Annotated in this window: 15 protein-coding genes; 12 read left to right on the forward strand and 3 right to left on the reverse strand. The window is 74.2% G+C overall.

Features of this window, described 5'->3' with window-relative positions; translation table 11 throughout:
* Positions 1–474 precede the first annotated feature (474 nt).
* Positions 475–1422 (reverse strand): aldo/keto reductase, encoded by a 948-nt coding sequence (locus tag ACEPPI_RS36345; protein ID WP_373919532.1) that lies wholly within the window; start codon positions 1420–1422, stop codon positions 475–477.
* 395 nt (positions 1423–1817) lie between these two features.
* On the opposite strand from ACEPPI_RS36345, the gene ACEPPI_RS36350 reads away from it, so the two are divergent.
* The 3 genes from ACEPPI_RS36350 (at position 1818) to ACEPPI_RS36360 (ending at position 4359) form a co-directional block, all read left to right on the forward strand.
* The gene (locus ACEPPI_RS36350; RefSeq protein WP_373919544.1) at positions 1818–2609 is read left to right on the forward strand and encodes a hypothetical protein; all 792 of its coding nucleotides are present in this window, start codon (positions 1818–1820) and stop codon (positions 2607–2609) included.
* Positions 2504–2890, forward strand: coding sequence for a substrate-binding domain-containing protein (locus ACEPPI_RS36355; RefSeq protein WP_373919533.1), 387 nt, complete (start codon positions 2504–2506; stop codon positions 2888–2890). Before ACEPPI_RS36350 ends, ACEPPI_RS36355 begins: the two co-directional genes overlap by 106 nt.
* Before the next feature lie 479 nt (positions 2891–3369).
* Positions 3370–4359 carry a hydroxyacid dehydrogenase gene (locus ACEPPI_RS36360; protein ID WP_373919545.1) on the forward strand — a complete coding sequence of 330 codons (990 nt, stop codon included), beginning with the start codon at positions 3370–3372 and terminating at the stop codon, positions 4357–4359.
* On the opposite strand, the gene ACEPPI_RS36365 is transcribed toward ACEPPI_RS36360, so the two are convergent.
* Both ACEPPI_RS36365 and ACEPPI_RS36370 read right to left on the reverse strand, forming a co-directional pair.
* Complete coding sequence (locus tag ACEPPI_RS36365; RefSeq protein WP_373919534.1) at positions 4320–5144, reverse strand: sugar phosphate isomerase/epimerase family protein; 825 nt, start codon at positions 5142–5144, stop codon at positions 4320–4322. The genes ACEPPI_RS36360 and ACEPPI_RS36365 overlap by 40 nt on opposite strands.
* A complete protein-coding gene (locus ACEPPI_RS36370) occupies positions 5141–6217 on the reverse strand; it encodes a LacI family DNA-binding transcriptional regulator (protein WP_373919546.1) in 1077 nt (358 codons plus the stop codon). The genes ACEPPI_RS36365 and ACEPPI_RS36370 overlap by 4 nt, the downstream gene beginning before the upstream one ends.
* A gap of 202 nt (positions 6218–6419) precedes the next feature.
* Between ACEPPI_RS36370 and ACEPPI_RS36375 the strand changes: the two genes are divergently transcribed.
* From ACEPPI_RS36375 to ACEPPI_RS36415, 9 genes are all read left to right on the forward strand, one after another.
* Entirely contained in the window at positions 6420–7571 is a 1152-nt protein-coding gene (locus tag ACEPPI_RS36375) for a Gfo/Idh/MocA family protein (protein ID WP_373919535.1), read from the forward strand.
* The gene (locus ACEPPI_RS36380; RefSeq protein ID WP_373919536.1) at positions 7568–8728 is read left to right on the forward strand and encodes a dihydrodipicolinate synthase family protein; all 1161 of its coding nucleotides are present in this window, start codon (positions 7568–7570) and stop codon (positions 8726–8728) included. The genes ACEPPI_RS36375 and ACEPPI_RS36380 overlap by 4 nt, the downstream gene beginning before the upstream one ends.
* On the forward strand, positions 8725–9564 hold the full coding sequence (locus ACEPPI_RS36385; protein ID WP_373919537.1) for a sugar phosphate isomerase/epimerase family protein: 840 nt from the start codon (positions 8725–8727) through the stop codon (positions 9562–9564). Before ACEPPI_RS36380 ends, ACEPPI_RS36385 begins: the two co-directional genes overlap by 4 nt.
* A 92-nt stretch (positions 9565–9656) precedes the next feature.
* Positions 9657–12050: a polysaccharide lyase 8 family protein gene (locus ACEPPI_RS36390; protein ID WP_373919538.1), complete on the forward strand. Its 2394-nt coding sequence runs from the start codon at positions 9657–9659 to the stop codon at positions 12048–12050.
* Positions 12051–12235: 185 nt separating this feature from the next.
* Complete coding sequence (locus ACEPPI_RS36395) at positions 12236–12826, forward strand: VOC family protein (RefSeq protein ID WP_373919539.1); 591 nt, start codon at positions 12236–12238, stop codon at positions 12824–12826.
* A gap of 109 nt (positions 12827–12935) precedes the next feature.
* A complete protein-coding gene (locus tag ACEPPI_RS36400) occupies positions 12936–14552 on the forward strand; it encodes a N,N-dimethylformamidase beta subunit family domain-containing protein (RefSeq protein ID WP_373919540.1) in 1617 nt (538 codons plus the stop codon).
* A 140-nt stretch (positions 14553–14692) separates the two neighbouring features.
* Entirely contained in the window at positions 14693–15073 is a 381-nt protein-coding gene (locus ACEPPI_RS36405) for a VOC family protein (RefSeq protein ID WP_373919541.1), read from the forward strand.
* 157 nt (positions 15074–15230) lie between these two features.
* Complete coding sequence (locus ACEPPI_RS36410) at positions 15231–15680, forward strand: SRPBCC family protein (protein WP_373919542.1); 450 nt, start codon at positions 15231–15233, stop codon at positions 15678–15680.
* Positions 15680–16108: a MarR family winged helix-turn-helix transcriptional regulator gene (locus ACEPPI_RS36415; RefSeq protein WP_373919543.1), complete on the forward strand. Its 429-nt coding sequence runs from the start codon at positions 15680–15682 to the stop codon at positions 16106–16108. Before ACEPPI_RS36410 ends, ACEPPI_RS36415 begins: the two co-directional genes overlap by 1 nt.
* Positions 16109–16183: the final 75 nt, after the last annotated feature.

Below are 16183 nucleotides of genomic sequence, written 5' to 3' on the forward strand. Positions count from 1 at the left end.
GGGGTTGGGTGGTGGTGTGGTGTGGTGGGGGGGCGTGCGGGGGGGGGGGGGGGCGCGGCCGCCGGCGGGCCGGGGCCGGGGGAGCCGCGCCCGGCGCGGGAGCCGCCGCACTCGCGCCGGACGCGCGGGCGAGTCCCGTGGCCGCGAGCGCCGTCGTCATCCCCGCCGCGCCGAGGGCCGCCAGGGTTGCCCGCCGTCCCGTCTCCGTCGCCCGGACGCTGTCGGCTCCGGCCCTTTCCACATCGGCCCTGGCCGGACCGGACCGGTCCGCCTCGGACCGGTCCGCCTCGGCCCTGTCCCGCCTGGCCCTGTCCACCGTGGCTCCGTTCCCTCCGCCGCCGGGCCGCTGCCACCGTCGTCGCGGTCCCGTTCCCGTTCTGTCCGGCACTGTGCAGGAGGGGGCGGGCGGGGGCCCGCAGCGCGCGCCGGGCACCCTGGTGATCCTGGGCGGGCGCGCGGAGCGGCCGTCTGCCGTCAGGCCGGAAGGCCCGCCACGGCGTCGATCTCGGCCAGCAGCCCGTCCTCCAGCGGACGGTCGGCCACCGCCGCATTGGCGCGTACCTGCTCGGCGGAGGTGGCGCCGGCGATGACGGAGGCACAGCCGGGCCGGGCGGAGAGCCAGCCGATGGCGAGCTCCAGAACGGTGCGCCCGTACTTCTCCGCGATCGCCGCCAGGGCCTCGACGGTGTCGAGACGCTCCTCGGTGACGTAGGAGTCGCGCCCTTCCAGGCGGGAGCCGGCCGGGACGGGGGCGCCGCGGCGGATCTTGCCGGTGAGCAGGCCGTTGGCCAGCGGGAAGTAGGGCAGGACGCCGAGGCCGTAGTGCAGGGCGGCCGGGACCAGTTCCCGCTCGGCGGAACGCTGGAGCAGGGACCATTCGTTCTGTGCCGATACGAAGGGGACCGCGCCGGTCTCGCGGGCCACGTGGGCGGCCTCGGCGAGCTGCCACCCGCTGAGGTTGGAATGCCCGATGTACCGGATCTTCCCCTCGGTGACGAGCTCGGTGAGCGCGGCGAGGGTCTCCGCGACGGGGGTGGCCGGGTCGGGGCTGTGCAGCTGGTAGAGGTCGATGTGGTCGGTGTCCAGGCGGCGCAGGGACTCCTCGACGGCGCGCCGGATGTAGGCGCGGCCGCCCCGGGATCCGGCGGCGGGCCCGTAACCCATGTCGACGTCGTCGTAGCCGAACTTGGTGGCCAGGACCACCTGGTCCCGGCGGCCCTTGAGGGCCTGCCCGAGGTGGGTCTCGGAGCCGCCGGCGCCACCGTAGATGTCGGCGGTGTCCAGGAGGGTGATGCCCGCGTCGAGAGCGGCGTCGACGACGGAGCGGGTGGCCTGGGCGTCGAGACGGCCACCGAAGTTGTTGCAGCCGAGGCCGACGGCGGAGACCTTCAGCCCGGAACTGCCCAGGGGGAGATAACGCATACGGGTTCTGCCTCCACGCTCGTCCGACACATGATCAATCGATCGGTTCGCAGTCTAGGCACAAGAGGCCTTGCCCGCCCCGGTGTTCGAGCCCGGCGGGCGTGAACACCGTATGACGGGGCAACGGTCGGCGACCGGACCGCCGGGACCGCTCCATGACGCCGGACCGAGGCCTGCCACAGCTCGCCGACGCATGAACGGTCTGGTCCGCCCACGAGAGTTGAGCGCGATCGATCGAACCGATCGTTTCGTTTGCCTGTCATGACGGGCACCGACGGAGCGGAGCCGTACCCGACCGCCTGGCGACCTGGCGCCAGGGCGACGACGTGCGGGCACATGTGGACCGGCGGCGGGCGCGGGTGCTCGCGATCGTGCGGGCCCGCGGCAGCGTGCGGGTGACGGAGCCGGCCGGGGACCTCGGGGTCTCCCCCGTGACCCTGCGGCGCGACATCGAGGCCATGGCGGCCCGGGGCGAGATCCACCGGGGCGCACGGGGTGATCAGCCGGGTGGGCAGGCGGGGACGCGGCACGGAGGGGGCCGTGAGCTCCCGCACGGGTGTGGGGCCGGTGGCCGGGATGGTCGTGCCGACGACCGGGTACTGCTTCGCGGGCGTCCTGCAGGGCGCTCGGGAGGTGGTCGGGGCACGGGGCTCATCGCTGACCCTGGGGCTGACGCGGTACCTGCCGGGCGAGGACCGGACGCGGGCGGACCGGCTGCCGTCGACCGGGACCGACGGATTACTGCTGACCCCGGGCTCGAACGCCGGTGTGCCGGCCCCGGGGGAGGGCGCCTGGACGGGGGCGCTGCCGGTGCCGGTGGTGCTGGTGGAGCGTTCGGCGCCGCCCGGGCATCCGGCGGCGGCGCCCGACGGGGTGGGGTCGGACCATGCGCACGGCGCGGCCCGGGCGGTACGGCATCCGGTGGAGCGGGGCCACCGGCGCACCGTCCCGGCCGGCCGGGAGACGCCGACGGCGGCTGCGGGCCGGGTACGAGGCGGCCCTGGCCCCGTTCGGAATGGAGCCGACGCCGACGTGGCCGCCGGTGGGCGCCGAGGGGAGCGCCGCCGGGTAAGAGGGGGCCGTGGACGCCGCGGCGGGCCCCGGAACCGGGGCGGGTTCCGGGCCGGGCGGGCTGCCGGTGGCGAACCGGCTCGCACGGACCCCGGACCATTTCGCCGCCGCGGTGATGACGGGTGGGGTGACGGCCGCCCTGATCCACAACGACACCGACGCCATCGTGCTCGTCCCGGGGCTCCGGGCTCGGGGCGTACGGGTACCCGAGGACCCGGCCGTGATCGCCTACGCCGACGAGGTGGCCGGGCCGGTGGACGTACCGCCGTCGGCGGTGGCGCCCGCCAAGTACGAGCTGGGCGCGCGGGCGGCGGACCTGCTGCCGGACCGGCCGGCCGGGGACGAGGGCCCGCGCCGGTACCTGGAACCGCTCCCCCGCCTGAACGTCCGGGCATGACCACTGCGAAGTGATCGTATCGATCGGCTCTCGCGTTCGCTCTTGACGGTGCGGGAGCCCGCACAAAAGATGGCTGCGTTCTCCCGCCCGTCGCCGCACGCGGTCGCCCGTAGGAGCCGCTCCATGTCGCGCAGCTTCGCCGCCCCCGCCCCGCCCACGCGGTCGAGGGCCGCACCGCACCCGACATCGCGACGACGGGCGACCCGCAGGACGGTGCGGGTGAACTCCGTGTCCCCACCCACGTGTCGTTCCCCGAGCCGCGGCCGGGCTTTGTGACGATCTCCCTGTTCACCCGCACGGCCATCCGGAACGGCTGCACGTCGAACGGCTCCATCCACTGAGTCCGGCCTCCGGCCCGTTCATGTCCCCCTCGCGCCGACCTTCCCCGGCCACCGGCGCGTCCGGCGCCCGGGGCTCACCGCAGGAGCCGTCAAGTGACCCGTCCCGACCTCTCCTCCCGGCCCACCACCGTGCTCGCCATGAGCCCCGCCACCCGCGAGGCCGTTCTGACCCGCCGGGTCCTGCCGGAGCTGCTGCGCGTCGCCGATGTCGACCCCGAGCTGCTGATCAGCGACTTCGCCCGGGACGACGACCCGTCGCTCCGCGGCCGGCTGGCCCGCGCCGAGGTGCTGTTCACCGGCTGGGGCTGCCCGCCGCTCGACGAGGAGGCGCTGCGCCGGATGCCGCGGCTGCGAGCCGTCGTCCACTCCGCCGGGAGCGTCAAGCACCATGTCACCCCGGCCTGCTGGGAGCGGGGACTGCTGGTCTCCAGCGCGGCCGCCGCCAACGCGGTACCGGTCGCCGAGTACACGCTCGCCGCGATCCTGTTCGCCAACAAGCGGGTGCTGGAATCCGCGCACGCCTACCGCTCCCTGCGCGGGCCGGTGGACCTGCTGCGCCGCTACCCGGAGGTCGGCAACTACCGGCGCACCGTGGGGCTCGTGGGTGCCTCCCTGATCGGACGGCGGGTGCTGGAACTGCTGCGCCCCTTCGACCTGCGGGTCCTCGTGCACGATCCGTACGCCGACGCCGCCGAGGTCGCCACTCTCGGCGGGGAGCTCTGCCCGCTGGACGAACTGCTGCGCCGCAGTGACGTGGTGAGCCTGCACGCCCCGGCGCTCCCGCAGACCCGCCACCTGCTCGATGCCTCCCGGCTGGCCCTGATGCCGGACGGCGCGACCCTCGTCAATACGGCGCGGGGCGCGCTCGTCGACACGGCGGCCCTGACCGAGGAGCTGGTCGCCGGGAGGCTGCACGCCGTGCTCGACCACACCGAACCCGAGGTGCTGCCGGCCACCTCGCCGCTCTTCAACCTCCCGAACGTACTGCTCACCCCGCACGTCGCCGGATCGCTCGGCGGTGAGCTGGACCGGCTGGCGACCAGCGCCGTCGAGGAGCTGGAGCGCTACGCGCGCGGCCAGGACTTCCGCTACCCCGTGGACCCGGGCCGTTTGGCCCACTCCGCCTGACCGGCCGCGGCCACCAGTCGCACCAGGTGCTCCCGTCCTCCCGCGAGCCCTCGGGCCAGTTCCGCGGCCTCGGGGTACCAGCGCTTCTCGTACTCCCAGCACAGCCATCCCCCGACAGGCGCTTGGGCCACCGCCTCGGCCAGCGGCAGCACTCCGGCGCCGAGTCCGAGCGGGGTCAGCTCCCGCGCGGATGCCACGTCCTTCACCTGGAGGTAGCCGAGGTGGGTTCCCAGCAACCGGCTCGACTCGGCCGGTGCCTCGCCGCCCAGCCAGGTGTGCAGCACGTCCCACAGCGCGCCCGCGCCGGGGTGTCCGACGGCGTCCAGCACCCGGGCGGCGGCGGCCGCGGTGCGGTGCGAATCGTGGGTCTCCAGCAGGATCCGCACTCCGTGCCGGGCCGCGAAGGGAGCCGCCGCGCACAGCCGACGGACGGCGTGGGCGTCGGCTTCGGCCTCGGGCAGATCACCCCCGCCGGGGAAGACCCGGACGTACGGGGCTTCGAGATCGGCCGCGAGCCGGACCATGTCCCGCAGCTCGGCGAGGACCGACCCGTCCTCCCCGGCCGCCGCCACCCTCGCGTATCCGGCCACCGCGAGGACGCTCACCCCGGCCCGCGTGACGGCCCGCAGCCCGGCCGCCCGGTCCGCGCGAGGACTCCCGCAATGCAGCGGTTCCTCGGAGTGGGCCCGCAGTTCGAGGCCGTCGTATCCGTGCTCGGCCGCCAGCCGGGCGCTCCGGGCGAGGGAGGTCCCGGGCACGCCCAGCGTGGAGAAGGCGTACCTCACGGTCTCCTCCGTCGGGCCGGAGGCGGGGCGGTGGAGCCCCGCACCATGAGTTCGGTGGGCAGGGTGGTGATGCCCCCCGGCGGAAGGGCCCGCCGCCCGGTCACCAGCTGCGCCGCGAGCACGCCCGCCTCGCGCAGCGGCACCCGGACGGTGGTGAGGGCGGGCGCGGTGTCGGTGGCGAACGGCAGGTCGTCGAAGCCCGCGACGGACACGTCCTCGGGGATCCGCAGGCCCGCTTCGCGCAGGGCGGCGGCGGCGCCAGCGGCGACGGTGTCGTTGGCGGCGGCCACTGCGGTGAACGGTCTTCCCCGGCGCAACAGTTCGCGGGCGGCGTCATAGCCCGCGGAGCGCTCGAAGCCGGCGTGCACGGTGAGCGCGGCGCAGGCGTCGGACCGGTCCGGATCCCGCCGCCCCAGGGCGGCCCGGTGGCCGGCGAGCCGCTCCCGGGTGGTGCTCAGTCCCGGCGGGCCCGCCAGGTAGGCGATGTGCCGGTGGCCGAGCGTCAGCAGGTGCTCGGCGAGGCGGAAGGCACCTCCGTGGTCGTCGAAGGTGATGGTGGCGACGGGCAGGGCGGGGGGCATCGGCAACGGCGGGCGCCCGCACAGGACCACGCGCGTCCCTGCGGCCGCCATCCGGGAGACGCGTGCGGCGAGCGCGGCGGTGTGGTCCGGATCCTCGGCGGCCCCGCCCGTGAGGACGATTCCGCCGGCCCGCTGGCCCTCCAGCAGCCCGAGGTAGGCGGTCTCGGCGTCCGGGTCGCCCTCCGTGTTGCAGACCACGGCCAGTCTTCGCGCCTCCCCGGGCCCGGCGGGATCGAGCGCGCTCTGCAGCGAGCCCGCGAGGATGCCGAAGAAGCTGTCGGCGACGTCGTGGACGAGCACGCCGACCAGATCGGAGGTGGCCGCGGCCAGCGCGCGGGCGGGGGCGTTGGCGATGTAGCCCAGTTCCTCCACGGCCTGCTCCACACGGGTGCGGGTGCCGCCGGCCACCGGGTATCCGCCGTTGAGCACGCGGGAGACCGTGGCGGACGACACCCCCGCTCGCGCCGCGACCTCGGCAAGAGTCACCGCCATCTCGAACCCCTCCTCCTCGTCCCGGCCGTTCGTCCGGGTCATCGTCTCATCCGGTGTGCGGATCTCCATTCTGACCGATTGGGCAAGCGCTTTCTATCACTCGAACGTGTGTTGTGTCGCGGAGGTGAGCGGCTCTAGCCTGGTGGAACAGAAAGCGCTTTCTATCGAGAAGGAACGACCGGAACGAAGGGACGCGGACACCATGGAACGCAGGACGATCAGGATCGCGATGAACGGCGTGACCGGGCGGATGGGGTACCGCCAGCATCTGGTCCGCTCCCTGCTGGCCCTGCGGGAACAGGGCGGGCTGGACCTCGGGGACGGGACGGTGCTGTGGCCGGAGCCCGTCCTGGTGGGGCGCCGGGAGCCGGCCCTCCGGGCCATCGCCGAGCGGCACGGCCTGGAACACGTCTCCACTGATCTGACGGCCGTACTGGCCGACCCGGAGGTGGAGGTCTACTTCGACGCCCAGGTGACCGCCGCCCGGGAGACGGCGGTCCGTCAGGCCATCGCCGCCGGGAAGCACGTCTACTGCGAGAAACCCACGGCCCTGACCTTCGAGTCCTCGCTGGAGCTGGCCAGGCTCGCCGCGGCCTCGGGGGTCAAGCACGGCGTGGTGCAGGACAAGCTGTTCCTCCCGGGCCTGCTGAAGCTGAGGCGGCTGATCGAGGGCGGGTTCTTCGGTGAGGTCCTGTCCGTGCGCGGCGAGTTCGGCTACTGGGTCTTCGAAGGCGACTGGCAGCCGGCGCAACGGCCCTCGTGGAACTACCGTGAGCAGGACGGCGGAGGCATCGTCGCCGACATGTTCCCGCACTGGGAGTACCTGCTGCACGAGCTGTTCGGCCGGATTCGCACGGTGCAGGCCCTCACCCGCACCCACATCGGCCGCCGCTGGGACGAGGACGGCAAACCGTACGAGGCCACGGCCGACGACGCCGCGTACGGCATCTTCGAGCTGGAGGGCGGAGCCGTCGCCCAGATCAACTCCTCCTGGGCCGTTCGGGTCCACCGCGACGAGCTCGTGGAGTTCCAGGTGGACGGGACGCACGGGTCGGCGGTGGCGGGGCTGCGCGGCTGCCGGGTCCAGCACCGGGCCTCGACCCCGAAACCGGTGTGGAATCCGGATCTCGCACAGACCGAGCCGTTCCGGGCGCAGTGGCAGGAAGTACCGGACAACAGCCCGGCGGACAACGCCTTCAAGGCCCAGTGGGAGCTCTTCCTGCGCCACGTCGTGCGGGACGAACCCTGGCGGTGGGACCTGCTGGCGGGTGCGCGGGGGGTACAACTGGCCCGCCTCGGGCTGCGCTCCAGCGCCGAGGGCCGCAGGCTGCCGGTGCCGGAGGTCGTGCTGTGAACGGGATCCGGCTCCCCTCGACGCACGGCGGGTTCCGTCTGCACCGGCCGTCGCGGCTTCCGCTCGGGCCGTTCACCCGCGGTCCGGCCCGCAGCCGCGTCCTCTACTCCGCCGCGCACGTGTCCACGGCACCGGGCCCGGCACCGGAGGCGGGTGGCCCGGTGGTCGACTGGGAAGCCACGCTCGCCTTCCGACACCGGCTGTGGGCGCTGGGCCTCGGGGTCGCCGAGGCGATGGACACCGCCCAGCGGGGCATGGGCCTGGACTGGCCCGCCGCGGCGGAGCTGATCCGCCGTTCGGCGGCCGACGCCCGGACCGTGGGCGGCCGCATCGTCTGCGGCGCGGGGACCGACCAGCTTCCCGCGGGGCGCCCCTACCCGCTGGCGGCGATCACCGCCGCGTACGAGGAGCAGCTCGCGCACGTGGAGTCCTGTGGTGCGGGGGCCGTCCTGATGGCCTCTCGTGCCCTGGCCGCCGCGGCCCGCTCCCCCGAGGACTATCTGGAGGTCTACGGCGGACTCCTGCGGCAGAGCACCCGTCCGGTCGTCCTGCACTGGCTGGGACCGATGTTCGACCCCGAGCTGAAGGGCTACTGGGGCCACGACGACCTCGACGAGGCGACGGACGTCGTACTGAAGATCCTTTCCGAGTGCCCGGAGAGGGTGGAAGGGATCAAGATCTCGCTGCTGGACGCGGAGCGGGAGTGCGACATCAGACGGCGGCTCCCGACGGGCGTGCGCTGCTACACCGGTGACGACCACCACTATCCGCAGCTGATCGCCGGTGACGGGGAGCTGGCCAGCGACGCCCTGCTGGGGATCTTCGACCCGATCGCCCCGATCGCCGCCCGCGCGGCCCAGGCCCTCGACCTTGGGGACCCTGCCGGATTCCGGGCACTGCTGGATCCGACGGTGGACCTGGCCCGGCACCTGTTCGCCCCGCCGACCCGCCATTACAAAACGGGGATCGTCCTGCTGGCCTGGCTCGCGGGGTATCAGGAGCACTTCACGCTCCTGGGCGGGCACCAGTCGGCCCGTTCGCTCCCGCACCTGGCGACCGCGTACGAACGGGCCGACCTGCTGGGCCTGTTCCCCGATCCGGAGCTGGCCGCCGACAGGATGCGCGAGCTCCTCGCGGCGCACGGAGCGGGCCAGTGAAGCGGGCCGGGGCGCCGGACCGGCTGAGCCTCAACCAGGAGACGGTCCGGCAGTGGTCACTGCCGGAACTCGTGGCCGGGTGCGCCAAGGCCGGGGTGGGCGCCGTGGGGCTGTGGCGGGACCCCGTACGCCGTTTCGGGGTGCGGGAGACGGCGAAACTGGTCGCCGGCTCCGGACTGCGCGTCAGCTCCCTGTGCCGCGGCGGTTTCTTCACGGCCTCCGACCGGGCTGGCCGGGCCGTCGCGCTCGATGACAACCGGCGTGCGGTCGAGGAGGCGTCCGAGCTGGGGGCGGACACCCTGGTGCTGGTCGCGGGCGGGCTGGCGGAGGGCGAGCGCGATCTGGCCGAGGCACGGCGCAGGATCGTCGGCGTCCTGGACGAGCTGGCGCCCTGGGCTTCGGGGCACGGGGTGCGTCTGGGGATCGAGCCGCTGCATCCGATGTTCGCGGCCGACCGTTGCGTGGTCTCCACCCTGGGCCAGGCCCTCGACATCGCCGAGCGGTATCCGGCGCACCAGGTGGGTGTGGTGGCCGACTCCTACCACGTGTGGTGGGACGAGCGGCTGGAGGCGGACCTGCGGCGGGCCGGTGAGGCCGGGCGGATCGTGTCCGTGCAGGTGGCCGACTGGGTGACCCCGCTCCCCGAGGGGGTGCTGCTCGGTCGGGGGCAACTGGGCGACGGCTGCGTCGACCTGCGGGGCTTCCGGGAGGCGGCGGACGCGGCCGGCTACCGGGGGCCGGTGGAGGTGGAGATCTTCCATCCGGGGCTGTGGGCCCGCGACGGCGCCGAGGTGCTGCGCGAGGTGATCGACCGCTACCGCGAGCACGTCGAGTGACGGCGGGTCACGGCGGGTCACGGCGGGTCACGGCGAACGTAGACGGGAGACCGGTCCGACGGGGCCGGTTGGGATCGGACAAGGAGCATGCGATGACGGACGTGTGGAGTCGGCGCGCCTTCCTCGCCGCGGCGGGCGCAGGCGCGCTGCCGCTGGGGGAACCCGCCGTACGGGCGGGTGCCACAGCCGCGGCAGTGGACTGGGGCGCCCTGCGCGCGGCCTGGCGGCACCTGGTGCTGGGCGGCGGGTTCCCGGCGACCGCCGAGCCGTTCCGTTCACGGCTGACCGAGCTCGGGGAGACGGCGCGGGGGTGGGCCGCCGCGATGGCCCCGGCACCCGGTTCGCTCTGGCCCGACCTGGGGTTCGCCACGGATCCCGAGAAGATGATGCAGAGCTACTACCGGTTGCGGACGATGGCGGAGGCCTATGTCCGGCCGGGCACCGGGCTCACCGGGGACGCGGCGCTGCTGTCGGCTCTGCTCGGCGGCCTCGACGGGATGCACGAGCAGGTGTACCACGCGGGCCAGGTGCGCTACGGCAATTGGTTCTGCTGGCAGATCGGGGCGCCCCAGGCGCTGCTGGACATGTGCGTGCTGCTGTACGGGGAGTTGACGCCGGACCGGCTCGCCGCGTTCTGTGCGGCGGTCGACCACTTCGTGCCGGACTCCGCCGTGGCCGCCTACGGCGGGACGAGCACGGGGGCCAACCGGGTCGACCTGTGCCGGGTCCTGGCCGTGCGCGGGGTGGTGGGCGCGGATCCGGCGAAGACCGCCCTGGCCGGGGAGGCGCTCGCGCCGGTCTTCCCGTACGTCACCGGCGGGGACGGGCTCTACCGCGACGGGTCGTTCGTCCAGCACACCTGGGTGCCGTACACGGGGACCTACGGCGCGGTGCTCCTGGGCGGTCTGGGGCTGCTGCTCGCACTGTTGAAGGGCACCCCCTGGGAGGTCAAGGATCCGGGGGCGCGGATCGTCTTCGACGCGGTGGAGCGGGCCTGGGCCCCCTTCCTGTTCAACGGGCTGGCCATGGACTGCGTGTCCGGGCGGGCGGTCAGCAGGGGGATCGCCGCCCTGGACGCCCGGCAGGTACAGCAGGACGACCACACCCGGGGGCACGCGCTGCTGGCGGCGGTCCTGCAGCTCGCCGAGGGGGCGAGTCCGGCCGAACGCACCCGCTGGCGAGGGCTGGTGAAGGGGTGGACGGCGCGGGCCTCCTACAGCCCCCCGGCGGCCGACCGCAGCCTCGGGCTGGGCTCGCTCGCGGCGCTGGCCGAGCTCGAAGCCGACGTCTCGGTGGCGGCGCTGCCCGAACCCGTCGGGCACCGGCTGTTCCTCTCGATGGACCGGGCCACGCACCGGCGGCCCGGCTGGGCGGCCTCGCTCTCCCTGGCCTCGCGGCGCATCGCCCACTACGAGACGGGGAACGGTGAGAACCTGCGCGGCTGGCACACCGGCAGCGGAATGCTCGCCTGGTGGGGGTCCTCGTACGGCAACGGCCAGTACTCGGACGCCTTCTGGCCCACCGTCGACCCGTACCGGCTGCCCGGCACCACGGTGGCGCGCAAGGCCCTGGCCGACGGCGCGGGCGGCGACTGGGGCGCACCGCGGCCCGACGCGGCGTGGGTGGGCGGGAGCACCGACGGGGAGTTCGCGTCGGTGGGCCAGCACCTGCGGGGCCTCGGCAGCACCCTGGAGGCCCGGAAGTCGTGGTTCTTCCTGGCCGACACGGTGGTCTGCCTGGGGTCGGGGATCCGCGCCTCGGACGGGGTCGTGGTCGAGACGGTCGTCGACAACCGCAATCTGGGGGCGGCCGGCGGCCACCCCCTGACGGTGAACGGGACCGTTCAGCCTTCGGGGCAGGGCTGGTCGGGGGTGTACCCCGCCCCGGGGTGGGCGCATCTGGCGGGCTTCGGCGGGTACGTTCTGCACGGCCCGGGAAACTTCAGGGCCCTGCGGGAGGCGCGCACCGGCCGCTGGAGCGAGGTGAACCGGGGCGGTTCCACCACCGCGCTGACCCGGCGCTACCTCACCCTCTGGTACGACCACGGCACGGACCCGGCGGGCGCCGGCTACGCCTACCAGCTGCTCCCGGGGGCCGGGGCGGACCGGACCGGGGCGCGGGCCGCCGCGTCGGGGTGGATGACCGTCCTCGCCAACGACGAGGCGGCCCAAGGGGTGGCGGTGGGCTCCCTCGGCTTCACCGGCATCAACTTCTGGCGGGCCGGGGTGGCGGGTCCACTGGAGGCGAGTGCTCCGTGCTCGGTCACGGTGCGGGAGCGGGGGGACGGCACGGCGACGGTGTGCGTCGCCGACCCGGCCCGGGCGGTGGAGGCGCTGGACCTGGTGTGGGGCCGGCCCGTCGTGGCGGTCCTGTCGGGGCCGCCGAGCCTGCTCTCGGCCGTGACGGGTCCGCGGCTGCGGCTCGGGTTCGGGAACCTCACGGCCTCCGCCGGTGCGAGCCAGGAGGTGGTGGTACGACTGGGGTGATCGGGCGGGTCGATCGGGTGAGGCCCTCGGTCGGAACGAAGCGGCAGGGGCAGGGGCAGCGCGAGCAGCCGATGCGACGCGCAGGGGCGGTCGCGGGGTGCGCTGGGGAATCGGGTGTGGGCCTCGGTTAGGCGAGCGGCGGCGACAATCATCGGGCGACGGATTCGACGGCTTGGGGGAACGGGATGCTGACCGGGATCGTGATCGACGCACTGGACGTCACGCGCATGGACCGCTTCTGGCAGGAGGCGGCGCAGGGCCGGACGGGCGGTCTGCGGCTGCGGTTCGCGGCGACGGCAACGCCGAAGGCGGGCAAGAACCGGCTCCACCTCGACCTGGCCGGGGGGCCGGACTGGGAAGCCGAGGTGGCGCGCCTGCTCCGGCTCGGTGCGAGGCGGGTCGACATCGGCCAGGGGGACGTCCCGTGGGACGTGCTGGCCGATCCGGAGGGCAACGAGTTCTGCGTGCTGCGTCCCGGCCACCCCGGTGTGCTCGCCGACTCCGGCCTCGTCGCGATCTGCCTCGACGTCGCCGAGGAAGACCGCCGCGCGCAGCCGGCCTTCTGGCAGTCCCGGGCCGACTGGCACGCGGTCGAGTCCCACGACTGGGGCGTCCGGCTTCGCCGTAGACCCACCAGCCCGGTCTCACTGGTGATGGGGCCGCCAGCGGCGCCGAAGCAGGGGCGGAACAGGCTGCGGCTGGAGGTCACCCGCCGCGACCGGGAACCCGGCGAGTTCCTCGACGCCGGCGGGAACGAGTTCCACGTCACGGGCTGACCCCCGACCGGTCCTCGCCCGAGGCCTGTTCCACCTGCCTGCTTCGTCCGGAGGACACGATGTCCCACGCGGTGCCGGGAAGGCGGCCCGGGTGACATAACGTGCCCGCATGGATCAGGAGCACACAGCCGGCGGCGCCGAGGGTGCGGGCCGGCGGCGTTTTCTCGCCATGGCGACGGGGGCGGCCACGGTCGCCGGAATCGGCGCGGTGGCCGGCTGCGGTACCGGTGACGGTGACACCCTGAAGGGGACCGGGGCGGACCGGGGGCCGAAGCCGGACGGCTCCGCGTCGGCGCATGCACCGGGGGCCGGGTTCGACGTGAAGGCCGAGAACGCCCGGCCCGGCAACGCCGACTGGCACGTGACCAAGGCCGGTCCGGCCCGCGCCATCGAGGGCTTCGCGGACCGGGTGTCGGTCCTGCCCGGCGAGTCCTTCGGACTGCACGTGTCGACCACCGCGCCGCGGTTCACCGTCTCCGCCTACCGGATGGGCTGGTACGGCGGGGCCCGGGCCCGCCTGGTGTGGCGCTCGGAGGCGCTGCCCGGCGTCCGCCAGCCGGAGCACACGGTGGAACCCGGGACCCGCACGGTCCGCACCCGGTGGCCGCGTACCGCTTCGGTCGACACCAAGGGCTGGCCGGAGGGCTGTTACCTGCTGCGACTCGACGCGCAGGGCGGCGAGGGCCAGCGGTTCGTGCCGGTCACCGTCCGCTCGGCGGCGACGGCCGGCCGGACGGTGATCGTCAACGCGGTGGCTACCTGGCAGGCGTACAACCGGTGGGGCGGGTACGGCAGCTACGACGGCCTGAGCGGCGGCTACGCCTCGCGTTCGCTCGCCGTGACCTTCGACCGGCCGTACGAGTACGACGAAGGCGCGGGGCTGTTCCTCGTCTACGAAGCACCGCTGGTCGCGCTGGCCGAGCGGCTCGGGATACCCCTCGCGTACGCGACGACCACCGATGTGGCGCGGGAGAAGCGGCTGCTGGAGGGGGCGTCGGCGGTGCTCTCGCTCGGCCACGACGAGTACTGGTCGCCCGAGCAGCGCGCGCACTTCACCGCGGCCCGCGACGCGGGCACCAACATCGCGGTCCTCGGTGCGAACTGCTGCTTCCGCCGGATCCGGCTGGAGGCCTCGGACCTGGGCCCGGACCGTACGGTCGTCTGCTACAAGTCCTCCTACGACCAGGACCCCGGCTTCAAACGGGGCCATCCGGCCACGGTCGACTTCCGCTCACCGCCCGCGGCCGACCCCGAGAGCTCCCTGCTCGGCGTGATCTACGACGGGTACCCGGTGGACGCCCCGTACGTGGTCACGAACCCGGGCCACTGGCTGTTCGAGGGAACGGGAGCGAAGGCAGGCGACAGCTTTGCGCACCTGGTCGGCGTGGAGTACGACAAGGTCAACACCGGTTTCCCGACGCCCCGCCCGATCGAGATCCTGGCCCACTCCCCGGTGGTGTGCGAGGGACGGCCCAGCCACCAGGACTCGGCCTACTACACCGTGCCCGGCGGGGCGGGGGTGTTCGCGACGGGCACGATGCGCTGGGTCGAGGCCCTCGACGCCTCGGGCGACGGCCACGGCGGCGCCAACCACGGCCTGGACGCCCGCGCCGGCGCGCTGACCACGCGGGTGACGGAGAACCTGCTGCGGGTCTTCGCGGCGGGACCGGCCGGGCGGAGCCGCCCCGCGCGGGACAACGTCGAGGAGGTGTACGGCGGGGCGTGAGGCCGGCGGGCCGCATGCGGCGAAATCGGTGGACTCCGCCCGGACGGGCTGATTAGGATCACGAGCACGGCATCGCGTGTCGGTCACCGACCGGGTGAGGCATGGAGGTGCCGTGACGTGCCTTGCGGAGGCATTCACCCATGTCGGTCCAGTTGAACCACACGATCATCCACTCCCGTGACAACCGGGAGTCCGCCGAATTCCTGGCGCACATCCTCGACCTCGAAGTCGGCCCCGAGTGGGGTCCCTTCGTCCCGGTGTCCACCGCCAACGGGGTCACCCTGGACTTCGCCACCAGCACCGCCGAGTCCATCACCGTGCAGCACTACGCGTTCCTCGTCTCGGAGGCGGAGTTCGACGCGGCGTTCGAGAAGATCCAGGCGGCGGGCATCCCGTACTTCGCCGACCCGCACGGCAAGCACCCGGGCGAGATCAACCACAATGACGGCGGGCGCGGGGTCTACTTCCCGGACCCGGACGGTCACGGCATGGAGATCATCACCCGCCCGTACGGCGGCTAGCGGAGACATCGCAGCACCTGGAGGGGCCCGTGGCGCAGCGCGCGCCGCGGGCCCCTCGCCTGTGCGGGCCGGAGGCATCCCGGGGCCACCTGTGGACAGATAGTCCACGCGGAGATAGTCTATGGACAGAACATCAGCCGTTGAGGGAGACCGCACCATGTGGACGTACGAGCACAGCGTCGAGACCACCGCCACCGCCCCCTCTGTCTGGCGCCTCTGGGCCGACGTCGAGCGCTGGGCGGACTGGAACTCCGAGATCGAGAAGATCGAGATCGACGGGCCCTTCGCGGTCGGCACCCGCATCACCATGACCCCGCCCGGCGAGGACCCGATCCCGCTGCTCATCGTGGAGGCCGTGGAGGGCGAACTGTTCGTCGACGAGGCCCGGTTCGGGGGCCTGCTGCTGCGTACCCTGCACCGCGTCGACCCGGCCGGTCAGGGCCGGATCCGCGTGACCTACCGGATGGAGATCTCGGGACCGGGCGCGGACGAGGCCGGCCCCGAGATCGGGCCGGGCATCACCGCCGACTGGCCGGACACGATGGCCGCGCTGACCCGGCTGGCCGAGGCTACCGAGGCGAACCAGGCCGGCGGGGCGGCGCGCTGATGGCGCTGCGGCCCGCCGACAGCCCCGGCTTCCTCCTGTGGCACGCCACGCTGCGCTGGCAGCGCGACATCGCCGCGGCCCTGGCCCCGATCGGCATCACCCACGTGCAGTTCGTTCTGCTCGCCTGCGCCTGGTGGCTCAACGGCCAGGGCGAACACCCCAATCAGCAGGCCCTGGCCCGCCAGGCGGGCACGGACGTCAAGATGACCTCCCAGGTGCTGCGGGCCCTGGAGCAGAAGGGCCTCGTGGAGCGGAAGGTCGACCCGGCCGACACCCGGGCCAAACGGCTCCGGGTGACCGAGGCGGGCGCCGAGCTGGCGCCGCGGGCGATCGCCGCCGTCGAGGCCGCCGATGCGGAGTTCTTCCGCGTGGTCCCCCTCGACGAGGCCCTGCCCCTCCTGCGCCGCCTGGCCCTCCCCGAGGAGTGACCCCATCCCGGCCCCCGCGGGCCCGGCCCGGGGCCGCCGGCCCGGGGCCGCCGGGACGGGGCCGCCGGGACGGGG

The sequence above is a fragment of the Streptomyces sp. AB3(2024) genome, assembly GCF_041862025.1.
Classification (GTDB): domain Bacteria; phylum Actinomycetota; class Actinomycetes; order Streptomycetales; family Streptomycetaceae; genus Streptomyces.

Bases quoted from the DNA above. Each gene is read 5' to 3' on its own strand.
- ACEPPI_RS36400 (WP_373919540.1), top strand. From the start codon at position 12,936: ATGGATCAGGAGCACACAGCCGGCGGCGCCGAGGGTGCGGGCCGGCGG.
- ACEPPI_RS36410 (WP_373919542.1), top strand. From the start codon at position 15,231: ATGTGGACGTACGAGCACAGCGTCGAGACCACCGCCACCGCCCCCTCT.
- ACEPPI_RS36395 (WP_373919539.1), top strand. From the start codon at position 12,236: ATGCTGACCGGGATCGTGATCGACGCACTGGACGTCACGCGCATGGAC.
- ACEPPI_RS36415 (WP_373919543.1), top strand. From the start codon at position 15,680: ATGGCGCTGCGGCCCGCCGACAGCCCCGGCTTCCTCCTGTGGCACGCC.
- ACEPPI_RS36390 (WP_373919538.1), top strand. From the start codon at position 9,657: ATGACGGACGTGTGGAGTCGGCGCGCCTTCCTCGCCGCGGCGGGCGCA.
- ACEPPI_RS36405 (WP_373919541.1), top strand. From the start codon at position 14,693: ATGTCGGTCCAGTTGAACCACACGATCATCCACTCCCGTGACAACCGG.
- ACEPPI_RS36375 (WP_373919535.1), top strand. From the start codon at position 6,420: ATGGAACGCAGGACGATCAGGATCGCGATGAACGGCGTGACCGGGCGG.
- ACEPPI_RS36370 (WP_373919546.1), bottom strand. From the start codon at position 6,217: ATGGCGGTGACTCTTGCCGAGGTCGCGGCGCGAGCGGGGGTGTCGTCC.
- ACEPPI_RS36360 (WP_373919545.1), top strand. From the start codon at position 3,370: ATGAGCCCCGCCACCCGCGAGGCCGTTCTGACCCGCCGGGTCCTGCCG.
- ACEPPI_RS36345 (WP_373919532.1), bottom strand. From the start codon at position 1,422: ATGCGTTATCTCCCCCTGGGCAGTTCCGGGCTGAAGGTCTCCGCCGTC.